The sequence below is a fragment of the Clostridium sp. AM22-11AC genome (assembly GCF_003473545.1).
Taxonomy (GTDB): domain Bacteria; phylum Bacillota; class Clostridia; order Lachnospirales; family Lachnospiraceae; genus Enterocloster.
This window is the reverse complement of sequence record NZ_QUCM01000005.1, coordinates 76,973-97,035: the sequence shown is the minus strand read 5'-3', so window position 1 is coordinate 97,035 and position 20,063 is coordinate 76,973. Positions and strand designations below refer to the sequence as shown.

The following is a 20,063-nucleotide window of genomic DNA, read 5'->3' as shown; positions in this document are numbered from 1 at the left end:
TCCCGGAATCTCTCTGTGCCTGATTTTGTAAGAAGTTTTTTTGTCAGTTGTACCCAAATTTCATCACTGTACATTTCCGATATACATGGCAATAAAAAAACGGATAGCTGATCAAGCTATCCGGGGATTACTGATATTTTTCTGTTCCTCTCATGCATTTCTATCTATGAAATACATCTGAGTCTGACAGACACATCTTCTTCTCTCATCCAGACTTTACTGTCGGTCCTGGAATCTCACCAGGTCGGCCACATAACATGGTTCGCGGACTATACCGCCGGTAGGGAATTCCACCCTGCCCCGAAGAACTTATCTGTGTATCAGTATACTATTTTCTATTTTCACAGTCAATAGATTGTGGTAAAAAAGAGTACACAAAAAGCAGGTGATGGGAATCGAACCCACGTATCTAGCTTGGAAGGCTAGTGTTCTACCATTGAACTACACCTGCATATCATATATCTATTCTTTTGTATAAGTCGGGGTGACAGGATTCGAACCTGCGACCTCCTGGTCCCAAACCAGGCGCTCTAGCCAAGCTGAGCCACACCCCGTCGCAACGTAAATTATTATATATGACCTTTATAATTTTGTCAACACTTTTTTATAAGTTTTTTTTAAGAGTTTTTTCAAGTATTTCACAAATAGTTTACAGTTCAGCCCTGGCATCTTCTTGTTTCCATGATCCATGAAAACAAGAAGCCTGGCGGATCCACCGTATGCTGAATTGGCTGAACTGTAACTATAAATAATGCTGCTCAAATCTGGCTTCCCCATTATCATCGATCTTCATCAGCATATAAGACGGTCTGTGGCCTTCCTGCCTTGGATAAGAGAGGCTGCCCGGATTTAAGGTAATAAGCTCTTTTTCACCGGATTTATCAATGTCAAAATAAGGTCTGTGGGTATGACCGAACATAACAATATCAAATCCCCGCTCTCTTGCTTCCTGTTTCAGATAAGCCGGGCCTGTTGATACATTATAATAATGTCCATGGGTCAGAAGTACCTTGTATTTTCCGATCATGATCTCTTTTTCCCTCTCTAACTGGGAGAAAAAGTCATTGTTTCCCATGATCATTTCCAGGTCACAGTCCTTATCTACCCATTTCATGATCTCATATTCACTGCCTTCCGCATCTCCCAAATGGATCAGCATATCAAAAGGCTTTGTTTTACGGATCACCCATTTTAAATTTTCATCTTTTCTGTGGGTATCACTGACGATCAATATTTTCATTTTCCTGCTTCCTCTTCCTTTAAAGCCTTTTTCATAGCTTCCAGTGCTTTTCCTCTGTGACTGATCTGGTTCTTTTCTTCCATGGTAAGTTCCGCTGATGTTTTTCCAAATTCCGGAAGATACAGAATAGGATCATAACCGAAACCACCATTTCCAGCCGGTTCCTTTGCGATCAGACCTTCCATATAGGCTTCTCGCTGGATCACTCTTCCATCCTCTAAGACAGCGGCAATATTACAGACAAAACGGGCACTGCGTTCTTTTCCCTCTGCACCGGAGAGGCGTTCAATGATATTGCGGTTTTTGATCTCATAAGAGGTGTCTTCCCCCATATATCTGGCAGAATAAACTCCCGGTTCACCGCCAATATAATCTACTGCCAGCCCGGAATCATCTGCTAAAACGATACCGCCTGTCTGCTTCCACACTGCCATTGCCTTGATCTTTGCATTTTCAGCAAATGTTTTTCCATCCTCCACAATATCCACATCAACTCCTGCTTCCTTCATAGAAAGCACCGGAAGTCCCAGATCAGAAAGGATTGCGCGGATCTCCCGCATTTTTCCTGCATTTCCAGTTGCAAATATGATTTTCTTTTCCATGTTATCACCTTTTCATATGGATATCAGCTTCTATTTTTCTGTATGAGTATATACTTTTAGGCACAGATTGCACTTCTGGGTCTCTTCTACATGTTCCCAGAGCGAACCGTTGTGGCTTAAATAACCTTCACCGTCTGTCAGGTCCACCTGGGCAATGCCATCTCCTGCATCATACTCAATGGCCACTGGATGAACAGTATCCGGTGTTTTTATTTCCACTATTATAGCAAATTTTTCCCCCTGGTCCAATACTATTTTTTCATTAAAAGGGATCGTATAATAACCGGTATATTCCATTTTTCCTTCTGCCAACAATATCCGCTTATTTAAAGCCATTTCCATCATATGATCCTGATGAAGTTTTTCTTTTCCTGTACTGTCCCTGTCCGGCAGATTTCTGGCTGCATAGATTTTATACTCTGTGCCAGCCCCTGTTGCATAAAAACCGGCTGCTGCCAGTTCTTCCTTGGTTTTTGTTTTGTAAGCATTGGCAAACCAGGCCGTGTCTTCCCCATATCCGATCTGTCCTACCCATCCACACAGATCACTTTGATAAATGTTGTCATAATTGTCTGTAGGCTCAATTCCCGTGTATACAATATTATGGACCCCGATATTCGTATCATAATAGGACACGTAAAAATAGCCCTGGTCACCAAAGTTCTCGCCCCAGCTGTTGGTACAGATAAAAGCGCCGTCCCCTTCCAGCTCCATATTGAAGTTTTCTTTTGGATAATCATCATCCCAGCCTACGATCACAGAATCATGGTTGGGCTTTTCCGTACCGATATAACAATAGGAATTGGTATCACGATTGTAATAAACAGACTCGCTTTCATAATCCCGCATGGACGTATAAAGGGAACTTTGCACACCGCCTTCCAGATAAACTGCTTTTTTGATCGCTTCGTAATCTTTTGACGGCAGTATCTGTATCTCCTGGACATGTTCCCTGGCTTTTAAACCATCTGGCGAGAAACCATCTCCATAAGGATCTTCCGACTCCCATACAGGGCCTTCCCAGGAGAGCAGATACGCCATAGACATGGTGTATTCTCCCCCCTCATCCTGTCCCAGGAGAAAATGATTGTGCATGGACATGTGATCCACTGAAAACGTCTCTTTCTGTTTGGGCAGCAGGGTAGACTCTAAAGCAGTAAGGGAAGCAAAGGCCCAGCAGGTGCCTAAAGAGCCCTGATTTCCGATTTTTGGTGCTCTTTCATGCTCTCTGTAGTCATAAGAAGAAGGCAGATCTACATTGGAAGGCCATTCCCGGTTCCAGATCTCAGGTACTGTTTTCCCAGTTCCGGACGTCTTTGGCTCCTCTGTATCATCTGTCTTTTCTGTACTGCCAGTTATTTCCCCGTCTTCGGCATCTTCCCCCTTTGTTTTTTCTTCGGTCTGGTCATTGGATCTGGAAGTCTCACTTTCTGCAGGAAGAGGCATTTCCCCATTTTGCAACGTACCGCAGCCTGTAAGAAGGACTGCGCACAATATTCCAGACAAAGCCGTTCCCGCAAACGTGGAAACGGCTTTTTTTAACTGCATTTTTATTCTTTTTTTAATCAACGTTTCGGTTCTCCTGACTGCGTTTTGGCGGTCTGGGACCCATGAACTGATAGAAATAGGTTTTTAACATACCATTGTAGATCTTGCGGTTTTTGTCTGCCTTGCGGCCAATGTATTTCTCTGCATCCTCATAAGAGGTGATCAGATACATGGACCAGGCATCCAATGCTGCAAAACGCTCACCGATCTCTGTATACAGAGCCGGGAGGTTCTTTTTCTCTTCAATACGCTCGCCATAAGGCGGGTTGGAAATGATAAAACCATATTTCTTCGGATGGCTGAGAGCGTTTACCGGACGCTGCTGGAAATGGATCATGTGGTCCACCCCTGCAGACTGGGCATTGGCTCTGGCTGCTTTCACAATATCCCCGTCAATATCATAGCCCTGGATATCTACTTTTACTGTATCATCTAACAGGTCGTTTGCTTCGTCCATGGCTTCATACCAATATTTTCTCTTAATAATATTCTTCCAGTCCTCAGATAAGAAGGAACGGTTCATACCTGGTGCCATATTGGCTGCCATCATGGCTGCCTCAATCGGGAAAGTACCGCTTCCGCAGAATGGATCTACCAGAATACGGTCCTTGTTCCATGGAGTAAGCATGATCAGGGCTGCTGCCAGTGTTTCTGTAATAGGCGCCTTGCTGGTAAGAGTACGGTAGCCTCTTTTATGAAGGGAGTCACCACTGGTATCTATGCCGATGGTAACAATATCCTTATATAAGAACACACGCAACGGGAATTTTGCCCCGTCCTCTGGGAACCAGGATACATGGTAATGCTCTTTCATCCGCTCTACCATGGCCTTTTTCATAATGGACTGGATATCGGAAGGGCTGAACAGCTTGCTTTTAATAGAAGAAGCCTTTGCAACCCAGAATTTTCCATCTTCCGGGATAAATTCTTCCCAGGCAATAGCTTTGGTTCCCTGAAACAGTTCCTCAAAGGTCTCTGCACGGAAACTGCCTGCTTTTAACAGGATACGCTCTGCAGTGCGTAAAAATACATTGGCACGGCAGATTGCTTCATCATCGCCAATAAAAGTAACTCTTCCATCTTCTACCTGGGAGATCTCATACCCCAGGTCCAGTATCTCTTTTTTTAATACAGCTTCCAGCCCAAAATGACAGGGTGCGATCAGTTCATAGGTCTGTTTCAATCCTTCGTCCTCACAGTTCTAAATTCATTCCATTTTAAGTTTCGTTTTCAGTTTCACATTATAAATGTAACGTTACCGTTCAGCATTTACAGCTTCAGTTCTTTTACTACTTCGCCGTCCAGGGAATAAATGGTAAATACACCATTTTCCAGGATCGCATAAGTATTTGGATTTCCGCCCTTAGGAATAGAAACGGAACCCGGATTTAATACGGTAATGGTTCCACATTCTGTTTCCACCTTTTCTGCTTTCAGCAGATGGGTATGTCCATGTACCAGGATATCTCCATCCTGCATAGGCGGCAGATGATCCTGATTAAATACGTGTCCATGGGTTGCGTAAAATGTCTTTCCGTCTAATACTAACAGCGCATAATCTGCCAGGATCGGGAACTGAAGTACCATCTGATCTACTTCTGTATCACAGTTGCCACGAACAGCGTAGATCTGGTCCTTTAATGGATTTAACATGGCAATGACTTCTTTTGGTGCATACTCCTTTGGAAGATCATTTCTCGGGCCATGATAAAGGATGTCTCCTAAAATGACCATTCTGGATGCTTTTGTTTCTTTATAAATGTCTAACAGTCTGCGGCAATAGTACGCAGAACCGTGGATATCGGATGCGAATAAAATTTTCATGAAATTTCTCCTTCCATTCGTTAATGGTGCAAGAAAAACAAATGCCGCCTTACAGCGGCGCTTGTTTTTCTCCTGCCCCATTATCTTACAGCCCCAAACTACTATCTGTCAATGTATTTTCCTCTGTAATTCACCATTCCGCCTGCAAGGTCTGCCACCTCATATCCCATGCGCCACAGGTCCCGGCAGATGACCATGCTTTTGGCGCCTCTTTCACACAAGAATACGGTCATTTCTCCATAATTTATCTCCCCCATATGATCCCAGAACTCATCATAGGGAATATTTTCACTTCCACGGATCCGTTCTTCTTCATACAGCCATGGTTCCCTTAAGTCAATGATCCGCCGTACCCGCCCGATCTCTATCCACCGGTCAAATTCCCAGTAAGGAAGCATTGGAAAACCAGTCATATTTCCACCTTCTTTCCAGATATGCGAATATACGAACTATTTCAAAACGTTATAGACAAGTCTTCCTATTATCAATATATGCCCGTCCTGTCTGGTGGGTACAATCTGGGAGCAGTACATAAAAAACGGTCACTGAAAGTCTGTTCCTTTCAATGACCGTTTTCTTTCTGGTATCTGTACTCTTGCCAGTACTTACAGATCCAGGGATTTAATATTCAGTTTTATTTCTGCTATTATTCTTCATGTTATTCTTAGATGTGGTCCTGGTTGTGTTCTCGGTTTTATTTTCGGTCTTGTTTTTAGCCTTGTTCTCCTGGTTCATGTTGCTGCAGTCATCCATCTGGTTGCTGTAGCGGTTACTGTAATCATTGCTGTAGTCATTCTTTGCCATTTCAATACCTCCAAAAAGATATTTTTTTATATTAACTTCAAGTTACAGCTTTATTATGGCTGTATCCTGATGGTTTATACGTGGCTTTTGCAGAATTTTATTTTACAGTTCAGCCATGCGCTGGTTTGAATGAGAAAGTGTGTTGCAAGCCTGCTTGCATAAGCACTTTTTCATCCAAATCAGCATATGGTGGGACCACCAAGCTTCTTGTTTTCATGAATATGGAAACAAGAAGATGTCATGGCTGAACTGTAACGTAATTCCCCCCTTTTTCCTGGGAATTTACTTGCATTTTCCCTGTATTTATATTATAACTAATGTGAGGCAACATGGTTTCCCTTAAACCATAGCCTCATCCTTATTAATTATTTATACTCCCCTTGAGAAAAGCCAGGATAGCTCCCCTATCCCGGCTTTTCTCCCGTTTATGAGACAAATTTCCCAACCTGCGAAAAAGGCCCTTCTGCCGCCGGCAGAAAGGCCTGTCTATTTTTCAATATCATTTTAATTCATTATCCCAGCACACTTACGATCTTCACCGGATTTTTGTAATTCCAGTTAGAAACCTTAATACCTGTTGCTTCGGTAGAAGCATGTACGATCTTTCCATCTCCTATGTACATTGCTACATGATTAATACTCTTTCCGCTTCCGTAAAAAAGCAGATCTCCCGGCTGCATCTTGGACGCGCTGATTGCAGTTCCCTGGGAAGCCTGGCTGCCTGAAGAACGGTTTAAAGAAATACCTAAACCATGCTGATACACATAGCGGGTAAATCCGGAACAGTCTGTTCCTGTATGTGGGTCACTGCCGCCGTAACGGTACGGACCACCTACAAACTGAAGGGCATAACTTACAAGCTGCTGTCTTTTGTAGCTGTTGGAGGACTCAATGGCTTCTTTCTGGACCTGTTCCATCTCGCCTGCTTCTGCTTCCTCTACCTCTGCATTTCCGGAAACAGGAAGATAACCTTCTGTATCATTTACGCGGATCTTCATCCAGCCATTTCCAAGGTCTTCTAATACTTCAAAAACACTGCCTGCTTTGGCTGTGGTCAAAACATCTTCTCCATCTTTTGTCTTGTTGATGTTTACGCTTTCTGCTGTAATAGTCGCAATATATGTTCCTGTTTTAAATCCAGGCCCGATGGCTGCCATGGAAGTCATCGGCACTGCTGTCATCAATATTCCACATACAAGTCCTGTTCTAACCAGTTTACCAAAAAAATTATGCATTCTCATCCCATCCTATTTGTTACGATTTATGTTAAATAGTTGCTTTTAAATGTTACATAAATATTACGTTAATTACATTTGTATTATATCACAGATGAGAGCTTCGTCAATATTTTTATTTTTTTTTAATATTTATTAATATTTTTGACAGATTTCACAATTTCTTCACAAAAAAATCCCCGGTACCTTGCTGGCACCAGGGATTTGTAATGATCTGATTGAATGACCTAGCTTAAAACACTGACAATCTTCACCGGCTTACGGTAGTTATAAGGAGAAGTCTTAATACCGGTAGCTTCTGTTGAAGCATGAACGATCTGTCCATTTCCAATGTACATTGCTATGTGATTGATACCTGCATCATCACCGTAGAAGATCAGATCTCCCGGCTGCATTTCCTCTTCTGAAACCTCAGTGCCATAGTTAGACTGCCCTTTGGAAGAATGAGGAAGACTGATGGAAGCAGTATTCTGCAAAATATATCTGGTAAAACCGGAGCAGTCTACTCCATTATTGGGGTCAACACCGCCAAATACATAGGTTCCGCCTACAAACTGAAGAGCAAATTCCACAGTCTGACGGCGCTGTCTGGCAGAAAGATCCACTGTTTCACGGTTTTTTTCTACAAGGGAAGCTTTTCCTGAAGTCTTAATATAACCTTCTCCGCTGCCTGTGCTGATCTTCACCCAGCCATTTCCCTGATTGGAGAGGACCTCATAGGTCTGTCCCCTTTTTACCTGTCCTACAGAACGGCTGTGTTCATTTGCGGAAAGATGTACTTCTACAGAAGGCGCTGCGATCGTCACCATATAAGAAGAGCGTGTCTGTACTTCTGCCCCTTTAGAAGCAGCCAGACTTTCTCCTGGATTTACAAAAAGAATACCTGATAAAAGAAAAAGACCTGCGGCAGCCTTTACCGCATGTCTCCGAAATAAAGTAAAATTCACGCTGAAAGTCTCCTAACTGTCGAAATAGAATTGTTACGGATTTGTTACGAACCAACAACGCAATTATATTATTTTTTCACAAAAATGTCAAGAATAAGACATGATTTATATACATAAATAGGCACTTTTTAAACCAAAAGTGCCTACTTACTTTATCGCAATCAATTGTAATCTTATCTTCCCGGTCCCTTAAACATCCAGAAGATCATTAAGATCAGAAGTACCGGCCAGATATAAGACAATACCCAGCCAGCCAGTCCTATGATCCCAAAGAACAGGCTCATAAGCAGGAAGATAATGAAAAATACGATCAGTCCTGCTGCCAGTCTCACATACCATTTGCTGAAATCTACATAATGTACATTTCTATGGTATGTATCCTGATAAGACTCTTCTCTGTCTACTGTGCCATAGGGGCCACTGTACTCACGGCTCTGGCTGTTATCATCTGCTTCCTGTGTCTCTCCGGAGCCATAAGTTTCATAGCCGTCCGGACGATCTTCTGTATTTAGTGCTGCATCTACGATCGTCCTGGCAATGATCCTTGGGCCTCCAAGGTTTTCGATCACCTCTGCCTCATCAGCCCCTTTGCTTATTTCATCTGAAATGTATGAATCATAATATCGTATATTTTCCTGAATCACGGAATACGGAACGCGCCCTTCCAGTTCTGTCCTCAGTCCCTGTAAAAATTCTGCTCTGGTCATTATTCAGCCCTTTCCTTTATTACGCCTTCCCGGTATGCCGCCACTAATTCTTTCAGGTCTGCGATCTGTTCCTTTAATTCACGGCCCTTATCCGTATCTGCCACCATGATCCTGACCTTCAGTTTTTCAACCACAGACACCTTCGGTGTACTGTCTTTCTTCGGGTCAAATGGCATATGCTCTGCCAGTGCCAGATGGTGTGAGTTGTAGATCAATGTATATCCTGCAATGCCGGTAGTGCTCTGATATGCCTTTGAAAGACCACCGTCGATCACAAAAAGCTTTCCCCCTGCTTTTACCGGTTTTTCCCCGTCTTTTAACTTAACAGGCACATGCCCGTTAATAATATGGGAACCTTCCGTTTTTAAGCCAAATTCTTCCAGGATCTTGTCACAGATCTCTACTTTTTCACACAGTTTGTAGTAAGGGTTCATCACCTCTTTATGTGTTGCCTTATCTTCTACAAAATAGTGTTCAAAGGTAGTCATCTTTGACTTTCCAAATACCGGAGATCTTGCTCCGCACCAGAGATACCACATCAGATCCAGTGCTTCTTCTTTTCCATCTGCACCGTCCGGAAGGAAGTAGGCATTATGTACCTGGCGGTTTAAGAAATCCATCAGGGACTTTCCTTTATAACCATTTCCACCGATCATAATGGTATCAAATGCTCCATCTTTTGTCATAGGAATACATCCGTGATACAGCAGATTGGAGTTGTAGCACTTGTAAATACCACCATGAGAATAGATAAATTTCACCTGACGCTGTAAAACCTCGCTGTGGCGGAATGACGCGCAGAGAGTGCGTAACAGTTCCTTTTCTCCTCTGGTCAGCTCCAGTGGATTTCGCGGGTCAATGGTTGGGAAATTCATATCCAGCATTGGGTATTCTTTTCCTTCAATGGTAACGGTTCCTTTCTTGTAATCCACTGCAGTTAAAAGCATGCGGTTTTCCATCTCATACTCCGGATGGCGCTGCATCATCGCTTCTTCTACCTTAAACTGGATCACAGCAATTGCCTTGTGCATCTTAGCTGCCAGGCCAGGATCTACTGCATCATAAATATTTTCATCCAGGATCTTTGGCATAAAGCGGACACATGGATCATCCTGGTAAACTTTTGCCGCAAACATGGACAGTGGACGCAGATTGATACCGTATCCATCTTCCAGCACATCAAAGCTGTTGTAGCTGATGGCTATACGAAGCACATTACAGATACAGGCCAGATTGCCGGCAGCTGCTCCCATCCAGGAAATATCATGATTTCCCCACTGGATGTCCACATCATGGAAGTTCATTAACTCCTTCATGATAATATCCGCTCTTGGTCCACGATCAAAAATATCGCCGATAATGTGAAGATTATCAATGGTCAGATTTTGGATCAAACGGCACAGCGCAACAATAAACTTGTCTGCTATACTGGTATCAATAATAGAATGGATGATCTCATTGTAGTAAAGTTTCTTGTTCTCATCGCTGTAGTCTACATGGAGAAGCTCATCAATAATATAAGCAAACTCCTTGGGCATCTTTTTTCTTACCTTCGAACGGGTATATTTGGAAGAAACTTCGCGGCAGATCTTAACCAGTCTGTAAATGGTGATCTTCTGCCAGTCTTCTGTATACCGTCCAACTTTCATCATCCTTGGAAGATGACGCTCTGGATAATAGATCAGATTTGCTAACTGTAACTGCTCCTCCTCCGGGATCAAATGTCCGAATGTTTCCTTGATCTTTTCACGGATGATACCGGAAGAAGACCGGAGTAAATGGATAAACGCTTCATACTCTCCATGAAGATCACTGAAAAAATACTCTGTTCCTTTTGGAAGACTACAGATCGCCATTAAGTTTACGATCTCACTGGTAGCTTCCTTAACTGACGGATATTCACGCGCCAGAAGCTGCAGATAAGCCAGATCCCTCATATTACATTCCCCCATCTTATCGCATTTTCCTTTCTTTACATGTCCCAAAAAAGACTTTATCAAGGAAATCTTGCGTTTTATATGGGATTATAGTACCATATTCTTATTGAAAATAAAAGTTTTTCCGCAGGAACACAAGCTTACATTTTGTTAAGATTTATGAAGAAATGCACAAGAAAGGATCGAAATATGGAAGAATTATACGTATTTGGTACCGGAAACGCACAGGCAACCCGCTGTTACAATACCTGCTTTGCCATAAAAGACGGAGATGAATTTTTTATGGTAGATGCCGGCGGCGGTAATGGTATTTTAGGTATTCTGGAAAAAATGAATGTGGACATGGCCCATATCCATCACATTTTTGTCACCCATGAGCACACCGACCATATCCTTGGAATTGTCTGGATGGTCCGCATGATCGCCACTGCCATGAAAAAAGGAAAATACGAAGGGGAACTTCGCATCTACTGCCATCCGGGACTGGCAGATACGATCTCTACCTTATGCCGTTTAACACTTCAGGGGAAATTTTATAAAATGATCGGGGAACAGATCTTCCTGATCCCGGTAGAAGACGGAGAAACCGTTTCTATTTTAGATTATGATGTAACTTTCTTTGATATTTTGTCTACAAAGGCAAAACAGTTCGGCTTCACCATGCACCTGAAAAACGGAAAGAAGTTCACCTGCGCCGGAGACGAGCCTTACAATCCGGAATGTAAGCCATATGTGGAAGGCAGTCAGTGGCTTCTTCACGAAGCATTCTGCCTCTATGGTGACAGAGAACGGTTCCAGCCTTATGAAAAACATCACAGCACAGTAAAAGAAGCCTGCGAACTGGCAGAAAGCCTTTCTATTCCAAATCTGGTGCTGTGGCATACAGAAGATAAAAACTTAAGCCACAGGAAAGAACTTTACACAGCAGAAGGAAAAGAATATTATCATGGAAATCTGCTGGTTCCTGATGACGGGGAGATTATAAAACTGTAAAACATGTCACTGATATTTTTTATGAACCCATGATAACGCAGCACAGCCTCCAGAATTGGAACATTTTGTTCCTTTTCTGAAGGCTGTTTCTATGTCTGCCGGAGTACCGCCTGCGCCAGCAGGCGTTCTCTCTTACTGCTGCTTTTTAATATGCCATCTTATAAATTTCAATAATATCCGGCTTGTCCAATACCTTAATACCTGCCAGTGTTCTTGTGCCGTGGTTGGTGCATTTTTCTGCCAGTTCTTCAAAAGATGCAGGATCCACATTCAGTTCTCTTAAAGAGGTTGGCATATTCAGGCTCTTGAAATAATCTTCTGTAGCCTTAATACCTGCCAAAGCGGTCTTTTCCGGATGCTCAAAATCCATTTCAATGTTCCATACATTCACTGCGTACTGGGCAAAGCGGCTTACATTATTTTCATATACATATCTTGCCCAAGATGCCCATAAAGCAGAAAGTCCTGCGCCGTGAGCAATTTTCTCATCCATACCGGATAATTCATGCTCCATCTGATGTACTGCCATAAAAACGGATCTTCCAAGGCCGGTCAGGTCATTGTGGGAAATAGTTCCTGCCCACATGATGGACGCTCTTGCTTCATAATCATTTGGATTTTCCAGTGCTGCTTTTCCAGCCGGGATCACTGTCTTTAAAACTCCCTCTGCAATACGGTCGGATAATGGTGTATCCTCACCAACACTGAAATAGCGTTCTAACGTATGCATCATAATATCCACAGCTCCGCAGCCGGTCTGGAACGGGCTTACAGTATAGGTCAGTTCCGGATTGCAGATAGAGAATAATGGTCTGTGTCCAGGGCTGTTAAATCCGCGTTTTAAGCCCAGTTCTGTATTGGTGATAACGCTGGAAGCACTCATTTCACTTCCGGTTGCAGACAGTGTAAGGATAACGCCTACCGGCAGAGCAGCCTTTGGAGTTTCCTCTTTCATATAGAACTTCCATACGTCTACATCCGGGTTTGCAATACCGTCTGCAATACATTTTGCAGAGTCGATGACACTTCCGCCGCCTACTGCAAGGATAAAGTCAACGCCTTCCTTTTTGCCCAGTTCAATGCCTTCTCTTGCCATAGCCAGAGTCGGATTTGCCTGAACGCCGCCTAAGGTCACATAGTCGATATTTTCTGCCTTTAAGGCATCTAATACAGTATCAAGAAGCCCGCTCTTCTGCGCGCTTGCACCGCCGTAATGAACGAAAACCTTCTTAAAACCGTACTCCTTTACCAGTTTTCCCACCTGCTTGTGAGTATCTTTTCCAAAAATCATCCGGGTTGGTGCATAAAATTCAAAATTCTGCATTGCCTTATCCTCCATACGATCATTGATTTTATACTGCCTGATCTTGGACCATTTAACATGGCCAATCTATTCATTATCTTACCATATTTTTCCTTTTGTAACAAGGGAACCCCTTGTAAGAAACATATCCCAGTCATAATCAGCATATGATTATGGGTACAGGTATCTTAAGCAAACTTGCTCCAGAACAAAAGGGGGATATTATGTCTTTTTCCAGAAAACGTTCATTTCGTTCATTTTTCTTTATCGGTACGGAACTTTTTGTCCTGGTTCTTTTATGTCTTTGCCTTTTTATGAAAAGAACGGACCGGCAGGCTGGTATTTTCCAGACTTCCGGTGATTTTATTAAATGGGTGGATTTTAATGTTACCTGTGAAGCGTTGGAGCAGGCGTTCCGGTACGATGTGGATACCTGCCAGGCAGAGGTTCATTTAAATTGGGTGGACCTGCTGGCGTATCTTGGAACACGCTATGGCGGGGATTTTTCCAGATATAAGAAAAGTGATATGAAAAAGGTGGCGGAACAGCTGATCAATGGTGAAATGACCATGGAAGAACTGACAAGCGATATGAAATATTATGACTATTACAGACAGGCTTATGGGGCGGTGTTAGACGGAATGGTAGGGACATTCCAGGCAGAGATCCCGGCGGATGAAGTGCCGGAAATGCTGCAGCAATCTGCGCAAAATACTGATACCGTCTGGGTCACAAAATACGGACTGAAAGCCTTCTTCCCACTGGCAAAGAACTTTCCTTACAACGACTTTGATGATTTCGGAGTCTCCCGCAGCTATGGCTTCAAGCGCCGCCACTTAGGCCATGACATGATGGGGCAGGTGGGAACTCCCATTATCGCAGTGGAGTCCGGCTATGTGGAAGCACTGGGCTGGAACCAGTACGGGGGCTGGCGGATCGGTATCCGCAGCTTTGACAAAAAGCGGTACTATTACTACGCCCACCTGCGCAAAAACTACCCCTTCCAGTCCAATTTAAAAGAAGGCAGCGCTGTCCAGGCCGGTGATGTCATCGGATATATGGGGCGCACCGGCTACAGTTCCAAAGAAAATACCAACAATATCGAAGAGTCCCACCTTCACTTCGGCCTGGAACTGGTCTTTGACGAGTCACAGAAAGAAAGTGACCATGAGATCTGGATCAACTGCTACGAACTGGTCAAATTCCTGCGCAGGAACCAGTGTGAAGCTGTAAAAGTAGAGGGCACCAAAGAATGGAGGCGGGTATATCAGACGAAAGATGTTCCCACTGCATAGAAAAAGACCAGCCGCACAATCGTGCGGCCGGCCTCAAATCAACTTATTTAACTTAATCTGTGGATAAATAATCCACTTCTTAACTTCGGCTCAAACCAGGTAGACTTAGGCGGCATTAAAAGGCCTGCGTCTGCTACTGCTAAAAGCTCTTCAATGGAAGTTGGATACATGGAAAAGGCAATCTCCATATCTTCGCTTACACGGCGTTCCAGCTCTTTTAAACCGCGGATGCCGCCGATAAAGTCGATACGCTTGTCGGTTCTTGGATCACCGATGCCAAGTACCGGTCCTAACAGCTGGTCCTGTAAAATGGAAACATCCAGACCCTTTACCGGGTCAGCGCTCTTGTACTGAGGAAGTACCTTTAAAGCATACCAGGTGTTGTCTAAGTACATGCCAAAGGTTCCTTTTTCAGCTGGAGCATATGGTTCTTTTCCAATTTCTTCCAGTTCAAATTTTTCTTTTACAGCCTCAAAGAACTGCTCCCTACTCAGCCCGTTTAAGTCCTTCACTACACGGTTGTATGGAAGGATCATCAGTTCCTCATCTGGGAATAAAACAGACAGGAAGTAGTTAAATGGCTCTTCTCCTGTGTATCCAGGATTTTCCGCCCTGCGCTTTAAGCCAACCTTCACAGCGGAAGCTGCTCTGTGGTGTCCGTCTGCAATATAGGTAGCCGGAATTGCCGCAAATGCCGCCTCAATGGCTTCTGTCTGTGCCGGATCATTGATCTTCCACACTCTGTGGCGGATGCCGTCATCAGATACAAAATCATAGAGAGCCGGTTTTGCCTTCTCTTCTGCTACGATGGCCTTCAAGGTCTCATTCTGTCTGTAAGCCAGGAAAATAGGGCCTGTCTGGGCATTTACAGTATCTACGTGGCGGATACGGTCTATTTCCTTGTCTTCTCTGGTGTTCTCATGCTTTTTGACCACACCGTTTACATAATCATCAATGGAACTGCAGGCAACGATACCTGTCTGGCTGCGTCCATCCATGGTCAGTTCATACAGATAATAATGATCTCCTGCATCTGTAACATATACCCCTTCTGCGATCTGGGTATCTAAAAGCTCTCTTGCTTTTTCGTATACACAGTCTGCATACGTATCCACATCATCGGAAAACTGAGTCTCTGCCCTGTCAATATTTAAGAAAGAAATAGGATTTCCCGCTACTGCCGCACATGCCTCTTTCCGGTTGTATACGTCATAAGGAAGAGCTGCAACCTTAGCTGCATTCTCCTTTGCAGGTCTGATACATATAAATGGTTTTACTACTGCCACTTTCTTCTCCTTCTGATCACCTTTATTTGTTACAGTTCGGTCATGACATCTGTAACATTATTTCACTACACGTACCCGTAAAACGCCCTCAATGGCCTTTAATTTCTCTACAGTAGTCTCTTCCGGCTTGTGTTCCAGATCTAATAAGGTATAAGCATACTTATCACGGCTCTTATTGGTCATATCAGAAATGTTCACGCCCTGGGCTGCCAGGATGGCAGTGATCTGTCCGATCATGTTAGGAATGTTCATGTGAAGAACGGCAATACGGCTTGCTGCCTGGCATACGCCCATATCGCAGGCCGGATAATTAACAGAATTCTTGATATTACCATTTTCCAGATAATCTGTGATCTCCTGTACTGCCATTACTGCACAGTTGTCCTCAGACTCTCTTGTGGAAGCGCCCAGATGAGGAGTCAGGATCACATGTTTCATATGTACTACCTTTGGATTTGGGAAGTCGCTGACATAACGGGCAACTTTTCCAGCCTCCAGTGCTGCGGCCATATCATCATCATTTACAAGAGTATCTCTTGCAAAGTTTAAGATCACCACGCCATCCTTCATCATATCCAGTTTTTCTTTGTTGATCATGCCCTTGGTAGACTCTAACAGCGGCACATGAACGGTGATATAATCGCACTCCTGGAAAATAGTATCCACGTTGGTGATGTGCTTTACATTTCTGGAAAGTCTCCATGCTGCGTTGACGGAGATGTATGGGTCGTAGCCGTAAACTTCCATTCCCAGATGGGTAGCTGCATTGGCAACCTCAGCACCAATAGCACCAAGTCCGATAACACCTAACTTCTTGCCCTTTAATTCCCAGCCTGCAAAAGCCTTTTTGCTCTTTTCGGTTGTTTTTGCAATGTTTTCATCCTCTGCATTGTCCTGGCACCATTTAATACCACCTACAATGTCACGGGATGCTAAAAACATACCTGCAAGAACCAGCTCTTTTACGCCGTTTGCATTAGCACCTGGTGTGTTAAATACAACTACACCGGCCTTTGCGCACTCATCTAACGGGATATTGTTTACACCTGCGCCTGCACGGCCTACTGCCAGAAGTCCCTCAGGCAGCTCCATTTCATGCATGGAAGCGCTTCGTACTAAAAAGGCATCTGCCTCTGCTTTGTTGTCGGTCATTTCATAATCAGCCGGGAACAGGTCCGTTCCGCAGGCTGCAATTGGATTTAAGCAATGGATCTTTTTCATAATACTCTCTCCTCTTTACAGATGCTTCTTCTCAAAGTCAGCCATAAACTCAACCAGCTTCTCTACACCGGCCTTTGGCATTGCATTGTAGATACTTGCGCGCATACCGCCTACGGTTCTGTGGCCCTTTAAGTTTTCAAGACCTGCTGCCTTTGACTCTTTTACAAATAAGGCATCCAGTTCTTCATTTCCGGTGATAAATGGTACGTTCATGATAGAACGGTCTTTCTTTACTACAGTGCCCTTAAACAGCTTGCTTTCGTCTAAGAAGTCGTAAAGGATCTTTGCTTTCTCCTCGTTGATCTTCTTCATCTCTTCCAGGCCGCCTTTTGCCTTTAACCACTTAAATACCTTTCCGCACATGTAAATACCGTAGGTAGGAGGTGTATTGTAAAGGGATTTTGCATCTGCATGGATCTTGTAGCGCAACATAGTTGGGGTTCCCTCTAATACGTCTTCTGTGATCAGGTCCTCACGGATGATAACGATAACAGTACCTGCAGGTCCTACGTTCTTCTGTGCGCCTGCAAAGATCAGGCCGTATTTGGATACGTCCACAGGCTCAGATAAGAAGCAGGAAGACTGATCTGCTACTAACAGTTTTCCCTTTGTATTCGGGAGAGTCCAGAACTTGGTTCCGTAAATTGTATTATTTTCACAGATGTACACATAATCTGCATCTTCAGATACAGGCAGATCGGAGCAATCCGGAATATAGCTGAAAGTCTTGTCAGCACTGGAAGCAATGGCATTTGCCTTTCCGTAAATAGATGCCTCTTTGTGTGCTTTCTTTGCCCACTGTCCGGTAATGATATAATCTGCCACACGATTCTTCATCAGGTTCATAGGAACCATGGCGAACTGGGTAGAACCGCCGCCCTGAAGGAAAAGCACCTTATAATTTTCCGGAATGTGCAAGAGATCGCGCAGATCTGATTCAGCATCTTCAATAATGGTCTCATATGACTTAGATCGATGACTCATCTCCATTACTGACATTCCTGTACCTCTGTAGTCCAGCATTTCTGCTGCTGCTTCGTTCAGGACTTCTTCCGGTAAAACTGCCGGTCCTGCTGAAAAGTTGTAAACTCTGCTCATAGTTTTCCTCCTCTTGGAATTCTCTTGGAATATTTGGTGCTTATTATTTTTAATTTTTGTGCACCCTTTTATCTATATATGCAAGCGGCTCCCCTGCATGATGCAAATGGGAAAATTTTCCTGCATCACACAGAGAAGCCACCTGTGTATATACGCCCTTGTATAAGTAATCCTATCTTTTTTCTTACTTTATCAGTATAAACCAATAACATGGTAACGTTCCAAGGTGTTAGAAATTACTATACAACGTTTCATTTTATTTTTCAAGCTAAATTTATCTGAAACTTTTTTTAGTTTTAAATAAATCATTGAAAATTATTTAGTTAATTTTCAAATCTGTATCATCAAATGCATCTGCGATCGGTGCTCCAGGAGATACCATTGGGAATACCTTGTCGTCGCAGCCGATCTGGCAGTCGATAACAACCGGGATATTTAAGGAGATGGCCTCTTTTAATACAGGAGCCAGTTCTTCCTTCTGGGTCACTCTGTAAGCCTTTGCGCCCATTGCCTCTGCGATCTTTACATAATCAACAGAGTCGTTAAGTACAGTCTGGGAATAACGCTTTCCGTAATACAGAGTCTGCCACTGACGCACCATACCTAATACATGGTTGTTGATGATCAGTTCAATCACCGGGATATTGTAACGGGTAGCTGTAGCAATCTCGTTCATGTTCATACGGAAGCAGCCGTCACCTGCAATGTTGATGACCGTCTTATCCTTGCAGCCCATTTTAGCGCCAATAGAAGCGCCCAGGCCGTATCCCATGGTTCCCAGTCCGCCGGAAGTAAGGAGAGTTCTCGGCTGACGGTATTTATAATACTGGGCAGCCCACATCTGGTGCTGTCCAACCTCGGTTACGATCACAGCGTCCCCGTCGGTCACTTCATTTACAGTCTGGATAATGAAAGGACCGGTCAGTACGTTCTTGTCATAACGCAGAGGATACATATCTTTCATACGCTCAATATGAGCGATCCATTCGTCATGGTTGATCGGATCCAGATGGGTATTTAACCGGCGTAAAATGGTCTTGGCATCTCCAATGATACTTGCGTCAACCTTGATATTTTTGTTGATCTCAGCACGGTCAATATCGATCTGTAAGATCTTTGCATTTTTCGCAAATTTAGATGCATTTCCGATCACACGGTCACTAAATCTGGCACCAACTACTACTAACAGGTCTGCCTCTGTAATGCCGTAGTTGGAAGTCTTGGTTCCGTGCATACCAACCATACCTGTATACAGCTCGTCAGTACCGTCAAATGCGCCCTTACCCATTAAACTGTCTGCAACCGGCGCCTGGATCTTGTGTGCAAACACCCGCAGTTCTTCAGACGCATTGGAGATAACAGCGCCGCCGCCTACGAAGATAAATGGCTTCTGTGCCTTGCGGATCATCTCTAAAGCACGTTCCACGTCTTCTTCTCTGATAGTATCAGTCTGAGGCTCGATCTTCTCCGGCTCCTGATACTCATAATCCGTGGTAGCCGCAGTTACGTCCTTGGTAATATCTACAAGAACAGGGCCCGGTCTTCCGCTCTGGGCGATGACGAAGGCTCTGCGGATCACCTTTGCCAGCCTGTTGATGTCTTTTACAATGAAATTGTACTTGGTGATCGGCATGGTCACACCTGTGATATCGATCTCCTGGAAACTGTCCTTACCTAAGAGGCTGTTTGCCACGTTACAGGTAATAGCCACTACTGGAACGGAGTCCATGTATGCAGTAGCAATACCTGTTACCAGGTTGGTTGCACCAGGGCCGGAAGTTGCCAGGCATACGCCTACCTTTCCGGTTGCTCTGGCATATCCGTCTGCTGCATGGGAAGCGCCCTGTTCATGAGATGTAAGGATATGGGTGATCTCATTCTGGTGCTGATACAGCGCATCATATATGTTCAGGATGGCACCGCCCGGATATCCGAAAACGGTGTCTACCCCCTGTTCTTTCAAACATTCTATAACGATTTCCGCACCTGTCAATTTACTCATTTGTCCTGTGCTCCTTTACGA

The 20,063-nt window shown here is 43.9% G+C and carries 18 protein-coding genes, 2 tRNA genes and 1 riboswitch; of the genes, 2 read left to right on the top strand and 18 right to left on the bottom strand.

The genetic code is table 11. The features are described 5' to 3' along the window. Window positions 1-193 precede the first annotated feature (193 nt). A riboswitch (FMN riboswitch) is annotated at window positions 194-312 on the bottom strand. A 68-nt stretch (window positions 313-380) separates the two neighbouring features. From DW251_RS06950 to DW251_RS06890, 13 genes are all read right to left on the bottom strand, one after another. Continuing rightward, window positions 381-451 (bottom strand) — tRNA-Gly (locus tag DW251_RS06950). Window positions 452-479: 28 nt separating this feature from the next. Further along, a tRNA-Pro gene (locus DW251_RS06945) sits at window positions 480-554 on the bottom strand. Between the two features lie 188 nt (window positions 555-742). Then, a complete protein-coding gene (locus DW251_RS06940; RefSeq protein WP_021871253.1) occupies window positions 743-1,240 on the bottom strand; it encodes a metallophosphoesterase in 498 nt (165 codons plus the stop codon). Next, window positions 1,237-1,842: an RdgB/HAM1 family non-canonical purine NTP pyrophosphatase gene (gene rdgB / locus DW251_RS06935; RefSeq protein ID WP_118300552.1), complete on the bottom strand. Its 606-nt coding sequence runs from the start codon at window positions 1,840-1,842 to the stop codon at window positions 1,237-1,239. The genes DW251_RS06940 and rdgB overlap by 4 nt, the downstream gene beginning before the upstream one ends. Before the next feature lie 30 nt (window positions 1,843-1,872). After that, window positions 1,873-3,411 (bottom strand): lectin like domain-containing protein, encoded by a 1,539-nt coding sequence (locus tag DW251_RS06930; protein WP_347474627.1) that lies wholly within the window; start codon window positions 3,409-3,411, stop codon window positions 1,873-1,875. Continuing rightward, a complete protein-coding gene (locus DW251_RS06925) occupies window positions 3,404-4,573 on the bottom strand; it encodes a class I SAM-dependent RNA methyltransferase (RefSeq protein ID WP_021871256.1) in 1,170 nt (389 codons plus the stop codon). Before DW251_RS06925 ends, DW251_RS06930 begins: the two co-directional genes overlap by 8 nt. An 86-nt stretch (window positions 4,574-4,659) precedes the next feature. Continuing rightward, window positions 4,660-5,214, bottom strand: a complete 555-nt coding sequence (gene yfcE, locus DW251_RS06920) for a phosphodiesterase (protein WP_021871257.1) — start codon at window positions 5,212-5,214, stop codon at window positions 4,660-4,662. Between the two features lie 101 nt (window positions 5,215-5,315). Beyond that, a complete protein-coding gene (locus tag DW251_RS06915) occupies window positions 5,316-5,627 on the bottom strand; it encodes a rhodanese-like domain-containing protein (RefSeq protein WP_021871258.1) in 312 nt (103 codons plus the stop codon). A gap of 208 nt (window positions 5,628-5,835) precedes the next feature. After that, on the bottom strand, window positions 5,836-6,018 hold the full coding sequence (locus DW251_RS06910; RefSeq protein ID WP_021871259.1) for a hypothetical protein: 183 nt from the start codon (window positions 6,016-6,018) through the stop codon (window positions 5,836-5,838). A gap of 512 nt (window positions 6,019-6,530) precedes the next feature. Continuing rightward, window positions 6,531-7,253, bottom strand: a complete 723-nt coding sequence (locus DW251_RS06905) for an NlpC/P60 family protein (protein WP_118300551.1) — start codon at window positions 7,251-7,253, stop codon at window positions 6,531-6,533. 227 nt (window positions 7,254-7,480) lie between these two features. After that, the gene (locus DW251_RS06900) at window positions 7,481-8,200 is read right to left on the bottom strand and encodes a C40 family peptidase (RefSeq protein WP_118300550.1); all 720 of its coding nucleotides are present in this window, start codon (window positions 8,198-8,200) and stop codon (window positions 7,481-7,483) included. 173 nt (window positions 8,201-8,373) lie between these two features. After that, the gene (locus DW251_RS06895; protein WP_021871262.1) at window positions 8,374-8,907 is read right to left on the bottom strand and encodes a hypothetical protein; all 534 of its coding nucleotides are present in this window, start codon (window positions 8,905-8,907) and stop codon (window positions 8,374-8,376) included. Beyond that, window positions 8,907-10,844, bottom strand: a complete 1,938-nt coding sequence (locus DW251_RS06890; RefSeq protein ID WP_118300549.1) for a fructose-1,6-bisphosphatase — start codon at window positions 10,842-10,844, stop codon at window positions 8,907-8,909. The genes DW251_RS06895 and DW251_RS06890 overlap by 1 nt, the downstream gene beginning before the upstream one ends. A 189-nt stretch (window positions 10,845-11,033) precedes the next feature. On the opposite strand from DW251_RS06890, the gene DW251_RS06885 reads away from it, so the two are divergent. Beyond that, entirely contained in the window at window positions 11,034-11,837 is an 804-nt protein-coding gene (locus tag DW251_RS06885; RefSeq protein ID WP_021871264.1) for an MBL fold metallo-hydrolase, read from the top strand. Window positions 11,838-11,982: 145 nt separating this feature from the next. On the opposite strand, the gene DW251_RS06880 is transcribed toward DW251_RS06885, so the two are convergent. Then, window positions 11,983-13,161, bottom strand: a complete 1,179-nt coding sequence (locus DW251_RS06880) for an iron-containing alcohol dehydrogenase (protein WP_118300548.1) — start codon at window positions 13,159-13,161, stop codon at window positions 11,983-11,985. Between the two features lie 203 nt (window positions 13,162-13,364). Here DW251_RS06880 and DW251_RS06875 point away from each other — a divergent pair, with 203 nt between their 5' ends. Further along, complete coding sequence (locus DW251_RS06875) at window positions 13,365-14,435, top strand: M23 family metallopeptidase (protein WP_118300547.1); 1,071 nt, start codon at window positions 13,365-13,367, stop codon at window positions 14,433-14,435. A gap of 47 nt (window positions 14,436-14,482) precedes the next feature. Here the strand turns inward: DW251_RS06875 and DW251_RS06870 are convergent, their stop codons facing one another. The 4 genes from DW251_RS06870 to ilvB form a co-directional block, all read right to left on the bottom strand. Then, window positions 14,483-15,721 carry a DUF1015 family protein gene (locus DW251_RS06870; protein ID WP_118300546.1) on the bottom strand — a complete coding sequence of 413 codons (1,239 nt, stop codon included), beginning with the start codon at window positions 15,719-15,721 and terminating at the stop codon, window positions 14,483-14,485. Between the two features lie 57 nt (window positions 15,722-15,778). Further along, window positions 15,779-16,942: a phosphoglycerate dehydrogenase gene (locus DW251_RS06865; RefSeq protein ID WP_021871268.1), complete on the bottom strand. Its 1,164-nt coding sequence runs from the start codon at window positions 16,940-16,942 to the stop codon at window positions 15,779-15,781. Window positions 16,943-16,957: 15 nt separating this feature from the next. Further along, on the bottom strand, window positions 16,958-18,040 hold the full coding sequence (serC, locus tag DW251_RS06860; RefSeq protein ID WP_118300545.1) for a 3-phosphoserine/phosphohydroxythreonine transaminase: 1,083 nt from the start codon (window positions 18,038-18,040) through the stop codon (window positions 16,958-16,960). Window positions 18,041-18,359: 319 nt separating this feature from the next. Beyond that, the gene (gene ilvB, locus DW251_RS06855; RefSeq protein WP_118300544.1) at window positions 18,360-20,042 is read right to left on the bottom strand and encodes a biosynthetic-type acetolactate synthase large subunit; all 1,683 of its coding nucleotides are present in this window, start codon (window positions 20,040-20,042) and stop codon (window positions 18,360-18,362) included. Between the last annotated feature and the right edge of the window lie 21 nt (window positions 20,043-20,063).

Bases quoted from the DNA above. Each gene is read 5' to 3' on its own strand.
- DW251_RS06940 (WP_021871253.1), bottom strand. From the start codon at position 1,240: ATGAAAATATTGATCGTCAGTGATACCCACAGAAAAGATGAAAATTTA.
- rdgB (WP_118300552.1), bottom strand. From the start codon at position 1,842: ATGGAAAAGAAAATCATATTTGCAACTGGAAATGCAGGAAAAATGCGG.
- yfcE (WP_021871257.1), bottom strand. From the start codon at position 5,214: ATGAAAATTTTATTCGCATCCGATATCCACGGTTCTGCGTACTATTGC.
- DW251_RS06915 (WP_021871258.1), bottom strand. From the start codon at position 5,627: ATGACTGGTTTTCCAATGCTTCCTTACTGGGAATTTGACCGGTGGATA.
- DW251_RS06910 (WP_021871259.1), bottom strand. From the start codon at position 6,018: ATGGCAAAGAATGACTACAGCAATGATTACAGTAACCGCTACAGCAAC.
- DW251_RS06905 (WP_118300551.1), bottom strand. From the start codon at position 7,253: ATGCATAATTTTTTTGGTAAACTGGTTAGAACAGGACTTGTATGTGGA.
- DW251_RS06895 (WP_021871262.1), bottom strand. From the start codon at position 8,907: ATGACCAGAGCAGAATTTTTACAGGGACTGAGGACAGAACTGGAAGGG.
- DW251_RS06890 (WP_118300549.1), bottom strand. From the start codon at position 10,844: ATGAGGGATCTGGCTTATCTGCAGCTTCTGGCGCGTGAATATCCGTCA.
- DW251_RS06885 (WP_021871264.1), top strand. From the start codon at position 11,034: ATGGAAGAATTATACGTATTTGGTACCGGAAACGCACAGGCAACCCGC.
- DW251_RS06880 (WP_118300548.1), bottom strand. From the start codon at position 13,161: ATGCAGAATTTTGAATTTTATGCACCAACCCGGATGATTTTTGGAAAA.
- DW251_RS06875 (WP_118300547.1), top strand. From the start codon at position 13,365: ATGTCTTTTTCCAGAAAACGTTCATTTCGTTCATTTTTCTTTATCGGT.
- DW251_RS06865 (WP_021871268.1), bottom strand. From the start codon at position 16,942: ATGAAAAAGATCCATTGCTTAAATCCAATTGCAGCCTGCGGAACGGAC.
- serC (WP_118300545.1), bottom strand. From the start codon at position 18,040: ATGAGCAGAGTTTACAACTTTTCAGCAGGACCGGCAGTTTTACCGGAA.
- ilvB (WP_118300544.1), bottom strand. From the start codon at position 20,042: ATGAGTAAATTGACAGGTGCGGAAATCGTTATAGAATGTTTGAAAGAA.